This window comes from Alteromonas sp. PRIM-21 (assembly GCF_027563165.1).
GTDB lineage: Bacteria > Pseudomonadota > Gammaproteobacteria > Enterobacterales > Alteromonadaceae > Alteromonas > Alteromonas macleodii_A.
Map to the genome: position 1 here is coordinate 1 of NZ_JADOEK010000027.1, position 6,428 is coordinate 6,428.

Sequence of the window (6,428 nt, forward strand, 5' to 3'; positions counted from 1 at the left end):
GAGCTTTCTCTTCAGGCGCGTTATCGATTTGATCGAAAGCCTGAGCAGAACCGCCGTAAGTTTTAGAAAGAACTGTAGTGATAGCTGCAGTTAGGGTAGTTTTACCGTGGTCAACGTGGCCGATTGTGCCCACGTTTACGTGGGGTTTCGTACGTTCAAACTTTTCTTTTGCCATTTCTATTATCCCAGCAAAGTTACATTAAAAAATTTAGAAATTTTACATGAGCTGGGGAGAAATAAACTGGTGCTGATAGGCAGATTTGAACTGCCGACCTCACCCTTACCAAGGGTGCGCTCTACCAACTGAGCTATATCAGCACTGATTTGGAGCGGGCAGCGGGAATCGAACCCGCATCATCAGCTTGGAAGGCTGAGGTAATAGCCATTATACGATGCCCGCAATCCTAATTCTCTGGCCACCTCATAGAGAAAGTGGTGGAGGGGGCAGGATTCGAACCTGCGAAGGCTGAGCCGGCAGATTTACAGTCTGCTCCCGTTGACCGCTTGGGTACCCCTCCAGATTGATGGTGCCGACTGCCGGAATCGAACTGGCGACCTACTGATTACAAGTCAGTTGCTCTACCAACTGAGCTAAGTCGGCACTACATCAAGTGGGTGCGCATTCTAGAGTATTGTTTAACTCTGTGCAAGTGTCTTTTTGAAAATTTTTCAATTTTCTTTTTTGACCAATTTTTCAACTAATCAAAAACTTACGTCGATGTTCACTTTAGAAGTTCACTTCGAGCGTAGCGGGCAAGACCCTGCATCACCAAATGAGCGAGGCGCATGTTATCAGCAGATTTTAAGAATGCAAACACTTTTTTGTCTCCACCCCCTAAAATAATGTCAAATTCGGTTTGTTTGCTTGATATGTAATCAACCGCGCTCAAATAAACACCATACAGTGCCGCATGACACCCTGATGCCACACAATCTTCAGTATCGGTTCCCACGCCAAAGGTGGTCGGAATTTCATCATTCGCGAAAACTTTTTTAGTAGAAGCTACCAATGCATTACGCATAACTTGAAAACCAGGCACTATCCAACCGCCTAAATGTTGACCACCTACGACAAAATCGACCGTTATTGCTGTACCCACATCCATAACAAAAAATGCTTTTTTTGATTTTTCTGCCGCGCACACCATGGCAAGCCATCTATCCACGCCCATTTTTTGAACATTGTCGTAACTATTTTTTATGCCGAAGGCTTCTTTCTCTGTATGTTTTTCTACAAAAATAATATTTCGTTCATCGCACATGGTGGATATTTCATCAACCAGCTCCTGGTTTCTCACAGAAGCTATATATAAATGAGAAATTTTTTTCTGAGAATCGATAAAAGAGAAAAGAGAATTGGCATCTTCACATGCATTGGGCTCTTCTTCTGCATGACAAAGCAGTGAATATTTTATTCGGGTGTTACCGATATCCACTAATATGACGTGGTTTTCTTCAATGTTGTTCATATTTTAGGTTTCAATTGCAAAGCAATGCGTAAAACGAGCAGGTAAAATGTTTTATAAAAAGCATAACGGCAAACTACAAAGCACTTTTACTGCAAGAGCTTTTGAAATACCCCTGCTCAGCTATGAAATAGAGCGTTAGTTGCCTCTAAGGCTAACTTCACCACCGTGGAATCGGGTAATGCCATCTTGCGTTTCAACAAGAAGTGCGCCGCTGGCGTCCACTCCCCTGTCAATTCCGGAGAAACGCTTCTCGCCCATCTGTAAAACAATGCGTTTATCGGCGTATAAGTCGAGCGCTTCCCAGTAAGCCGTAAATGGTCCGAACCCTTGTTGGGTAAATTTGGGCAGATAAAACCACAGCGATTTAATTATTTCTGCTGCTAGCGCATTTCTATCAGGGATAGTGCCTAAATAAGAAGCAAGATCGCTATGAGGCTGACCAACATCATATTGATTATCGGGAACACAAACATTTAAACCTATGCCGATAACACTATGCGCCGTTGCACCTATTTGCCCTTCTACCTCAATAAGTACACCAGCCAGCTTTTTACCTTGCAGATAAATATCATTTGGCCATTTTAATTCAGCATCTTCGACACCAAATTCCTTAAGCGCATCGCAAACAGCTAGACCTACTAATAAAGAAAGCCCGGCCATACTCTGATAGCCATCAGGAAAAGACCAATACATAGAAAAAGTTAAGCTGCCGCCAACTGGAGCTAACCACGAACGACCGTGTCGCCCACGACCATCGGTTTGAATTTCGGCAAAAACAACATCGCCATTTTCAAGATCTTCTCGTTTGCTCGCAATACGCTTTTTCATTTCTGTATTGGTGGAAGGTAAAACCGACTCCACATCAATAACCGCTCGTTTTGTATTGCCTAAATGACGTTTAATGCTGTCAGCGCTTAACAATGGAAAACCTCGTTCTAATCGGTAGCCTTTACCTTTTACTTTAAATACATCTAAACCCCAATCGGCAAGTTGGGAAATATGACCCGCAACTGCGGTACGTGAAAGCCCAACTTGCTGAGCAATGGTTTCACCTGAATGGAACTGACCGTCAGACAACAAAGCGAGTATATGTTTTCTTATAGCTTTTGATGCTTGTCTCATAGCGAAATAAGTCCTTTGTTTCCTAATAAGCGTACTTCGGGTTCCAGCTGTATGCCAAATTTATCCTGTACGCTTGCTATGATATTTTTCGCCATGGTGATTACATCGCTTCCGGTGGCGCCACCTATGTTAGTAAGTACCAATGGCTGTGTAGGGTGGCAACGTACTTTATTCAACGTTTTGCCTTTAAAACCTGCTTGGTCAATTAGCCAAGCAGCAGGAATTTTTATTTGTTCTTGTTCGTTTCCAGCATTTTCGGTTACAACAAAATGCGGTACCGAGTCATATTCTTGCGCTATCGCTTCGTAGACTGCTTTTGAGACAACGGGATTTTTAAAAAAGCTACCTGCATTACCTAGTTCACTAGGATCTGGCAGTTTGCTTTTTCTAATTTCAATTACCTTACTATACACCTTTTCTGGTGTTGGCTCGGTGAGTGCAGCTAATTCGCCATAACTTGTTTTAAGCTCGTATTGCTTGGGTAATTTAAAGTTTACATGAGTGATAAGTACTTTATTGGCTAGTGCATGTTTGAACACACTATCTCTATAACCGAACTGACAGTCTTCATTGCTTAGCAACACCTGTTCGCCGGTTTCAAGAAATACACATTCCACCTTGTCGATTAACGAATTAACCTCTACACCATAGGCACCAATATTCTGAATAGGACAAGCGCCAACCGAACCAGGTATTAACGCTAAGTTCTCAAACCCATACCACTTCTCTTTCATACAGAGAGTTACAAAGTCATGCCAGTTTTCGCCTGCTCCTACCCGTAAATAGTGATGGCTTTCAGTATCGAAGTGACTAATGCCTTTTATTTCGTTTACCAGGATCGTACCGTCAAAATCCTCGGTAAAAATCGAGTTGCTTCCACCACCTAATATATAAATAGCTTTGTTAGTTTCATTTTTATAGGTATTAAAGGTAGATAGAAATGAAGCGACATCGGTAAACGACTGGATAGAATCACACGATGCTGAAAGGCCAAATGTGCTGTAAGCTTGTAGTGAAGGCATAGAATTTTACGAACTGCGAACAATCCGCTAATGGTAGGGTAACGACGCGCCAAATAAAAGCGCAAACATGCAAATAACTCAGCTGCTATGCTGTAAGTTTTTTGCTCCTAAAGATATTTATAGCGCTACCACTCTATTCGGAGTAGCGTTTCTTTAAAAGTCGTACTTAGTAACGCCCTAGTTCTGTTTTTCTCATAGGCATTTTATCAATCGTACTGTAAATAAGATCGCTATCGAATGAGCTATATTTAGCTTTAACTGTACTATCTAGCCCTATAAGCGTTACTTTAGTTTTTGGGTTTTGCTTATTAAGAGAGATATGACATTTAGGGTAACCAAAAACAATAACAGGTTGTTGTTCTACTATACCTATCACCACTAGCTTCCTTTCAGTGAGGGAGACCTGTTCATATTCAGCGAATGCATAAAGATCGTCCAATTCAGCCTTGCTTTGCGCATTGTAGATTAAAACCCTGTTTTTCCAAGCAAGCTCCCCCAGAGTAATATCACAATGTTTCTTAGCGCTATTTGCAAATGCAAAGGCGGAGTAGAACTCCGTGAGCAGTATAAAAATAATAAAGTAGATAATCTTCATACTTATATTTACTAGCGAACTACCGATTTAGCACAAAATATTGGGGTCAGAGTACATTTACTACCTTAGGACGGCAAAATTAAATTCGCTCGTATCGACACTCCAAGAAGCTCGTTCTCTTGGCGTAATGGTGTTTGACTTACATTGGTAAAACCTAATTCAGACATAGACATTAATAGACTGTCTATTCGATCACTGTCTAATGCAACTGAAAGTAAATTATCTAGTCGTTTAGCAAGTGTTTTCATTTCGCTGCGGAAGTTTTTGAGTTTGTTCTTTCGCGACTTAAAGTCTGTCGACGAAGAAGACATTGTATTTTTAAGCAGATCTGGAAACCCAGTTCCGTATAATCCGAATTTATCAAAATATTGGGGTCAGAGTACATTTACTACCTTAGGACGGCAAAATTAAATTCGCTCGTATCGACACTCCAAGAAGCTCGTTCTCTTGGCGTAATGGTGTTTGACTTACATTGGTAAAACCTAATTCAGACATAGACATTAATAGACCGTCTATTCGATCGCTGTCTAATGCAACTGAAAGTAAATTATCTAGTCGTTTAGCAAGTGTTTTCATTTCGCTGCGAAAGTTTTTGAGTTTGTTCTTTCGCGACTTAAAGTTGATCGACGAAGAAGACATTGTATTTTTAAGCAAATCTGGAAACCCAGTTCCGTATAATCCGAATTTATTAGAATGAGATAACTGTTGTATTTGCGTGTTCAACGAATGACGGTACTTTTCAGCATTGGGGTTATTTTTACCAGTCTTGTGAATAGAATTGACCAACATGGATAACAGATCGAAAGGGCCGTTTTTTACCATAACTTCATCCACGGCCTGGCGAATTAATGCATTGGGCTTAACAATTATTGAATCTTTATGATGTATTACAAAGCAAACCTTCCCGCCTAATTTCAGAGTGCGTGATAGTTCTTCTAAGACTTTACCCATATCTGTATATTCAAAGCCAAATTGTGAAATAGCAATATCTATAGTATGGCTTTCTAACGGCAGGCTTTCTGCTCGCGTATTTTGGTAGAAGCGTACCCTCTCTTGCAACAAGTGCTTAGGAATACTCAGTTTAGCGGCATCTACACCTATAAAGTTGGGTTGAGTGTACTTAAACTTGTTTAGCGCCAAGTCCGTTAGCGCTCCGTTACCGCAACCTATATCTACTATATTGCAATGGGAGTGATTGTAGTCACGAAGAAATTCTTCCCAAAACGAAGCAATTTCTCCCGAATAGTTATCTTTACTGGCTTGCGCAAAAGAACTTAGATGACCTACTTTCCAATAGTCAGACCAATAATCACTCATGTGGTACCCGCCCTTTTACTTCTAAGTTAAGAATATTGAACTCGCCGAGCAATCGAGTATAGACAGGCTAAAGCACAGCTTAAAAGTATTTTAAATAAATTTTTATTAATTAATGAACGTATTCCGTTATAGAAACAGCGTATTGGCGAGGAAAGGTTGAGAATAGTTTAAACAATGGGGTCAGAGTACATTTTTCCTTTGAATAAAAGCGAGAGTATATTTCTCTGAATATTCGGTTTTGGTGATAAGCGTATAACCGCGTTCTTATCTTGATAGTAATAAGGTACTTCGACCCCATATTCATGTGTGTTGGTACGGTGGGAATAAAGTACTCTGACCCCTTATTGAAGTTTTGCTGGGGGAGGAATGGGATTAATGTACTCTGACCCCATTATTTTACTGTAGTGCAGAAAGCAAAAAACCCGCCGTTAGGCGGGTTTTTCTTAATGGGACCTGGCAGTGTCCTACTCTCACATGGGGAAGCCCCACACTACCATCGGCGCTAATACGTTTCACTTCTGAGTTCGGAATGGGATCAGGTGGTACCGTATCGCTATGGCTGCCAGGAAAAACTTTTAGTGCAGAATCATGATGCTTTTTATCATGACTTCTGCGCAAGGAGGACAAACAGTACTCTCAGGAGCATGTTTAATCATCGTTGCTTAATAACTAACAAATCGGAAAACTGGATATCAATTCAATCAGTGAGTAACTGCTTTTTACTCTTACTTGCTTACTTTAGCTTGTCTACAACACTTCCAAAAGCCTAAAGCTTTTTGGGCGTTGTATGGTTAAGCCTCTCGGGCAATTAGTACAGGTTAGCTTAACGCCTTACAACGCTTCCACACCCTGCCTATCAACGTCATCGTCTATAACAACCCTTCCAGACCTTAAAGGTCAGGG

Annotated in this window: 7 protein-coding genes, 4 tRNA genes and 2 rRNA genes; all 13 read right to left on the reverse strand. The window is 41.0% G+C overall.

Annotated elements, in window-relative coordinates; translation table 11 throughout:
- Positions 1–175, reverse strand: a 175-nt coding sequence (locus tag IW644_RS19725; protein WP_269919038.1) for a GTP-binding protein, incomplete at its 3' end; no start/stop codon positions are given.
- A gap of 67 nt (positions 176–242) precedes the next feature.
- Positions 243–318, reverse strand: a tRNA-Thr gene (locus IW644_RS19730).
- Between the two features lie 7 nt (positions 319–325).
- A tRNA-Gly gene (locus tag IW644_RS19735) sits at positions 326–400 on the reverse strand.
- Positions 401–433: 33 nt separating this feature from the next.
- Positions 434–518: transfer RNA gene (locus IW644_RS19740), tRNA-Tyr, on the reverse strand.
- A 7-nt stretch (positions 519–525) separates the two neighbouring features.
- Positions 526–601 (reverse strand) — tRNA-Thr (locus tag IW644_RS19745).
- Positions 602–722: 121 nt separating this feature from the next.
- Positions 723–1,469 carry a type III pantothenate kinase gene (locus tag IW644_RS19750; protein ID WP_269919033.1) on the reverse strand — a complete coding sequence of 249 codons (747 nt, stop codon included), beginning with the start codon at positions 1,467–1,469 and terminating at the stop codon, positions 723–725.
- A 135-nt stretch (positions 1,470–1,604) separates the two neighbouring features.
- Positions 1,605–2,591 (reverse strand): bifunctional biotin--[acetyl-CoA-carboxylase] ligase/biotin operon repressor BirA, encoded by a 987-nt coding sequence (birA, locus tag IW644_RS19755; RefSeq protein WP_179984680.1) that lies wholly within the window; start codon positions 2,589–2,591, stop codon positions 1,605–1,607.
- A complete protein-coding gene (gene murB / locus IW644_RS19760; protein ID WP_269919034.1) occupies positions 2,588–3,613 on the reverse strand; it encodes a UDP-N-acetylmuramate dehydrogenase in 1,026 nt (341 codons plus the stop codon). The genes birA and murB overlap by 4 nt, the downstream gene beginning before the upstream one ends.
- A 166-nt stretch (positions 3,614–3,779) precedes the next feature.
- Positions 3,780–4,208 carry a DUF4174 domain-containing protein gene (locus IW644_RS19765; RefSeq protein ID WP_269919035.1) on the reverse strand — a complete coding sequence of 143 codons (429 nt, stop codon included), beginning with the start codon at positions 4,206–4,208 and terminating at the stop codon, positions 3,780–3,782.
- A gap of 65 nt (positions 4,209–4,273) precedes the next feature.
- A complete protein-coding gene (locus IW644_RS19770; protein WP_269919036.1) occupies positions 4,274–4,519 on the reverse strand; it encodes a hypothetical protein in 246 nt (81 codons plus the stop codon).
- 82 nt (positions 4,520–4,601) lie between these two features.
- Complete coding sequence (locus IW644_RS19775) at positions 4,602–5,525, reverse strand: class I SAM-dependent methyltransferase (protein WP_269919037.1); 924 nt, start codon at positions 5,523–5,525, stop codon at positions 4,602–4,604.
- Between the two features lie 451 nt (positions 5,526–5,976).
- Positions 5,977–6,092 (reverse strand): 5S ribosomal RNA (gene rrf, locus IW644_RS19780).
- A 220-nt stretch (positions 6,093–6,312) separates the two neighbouring features.
- Positions 6,313–6,428, reverse strand: a 23S ribosomal RNA gene (locus tag IW644_RS19785); the annotation flags it as partial.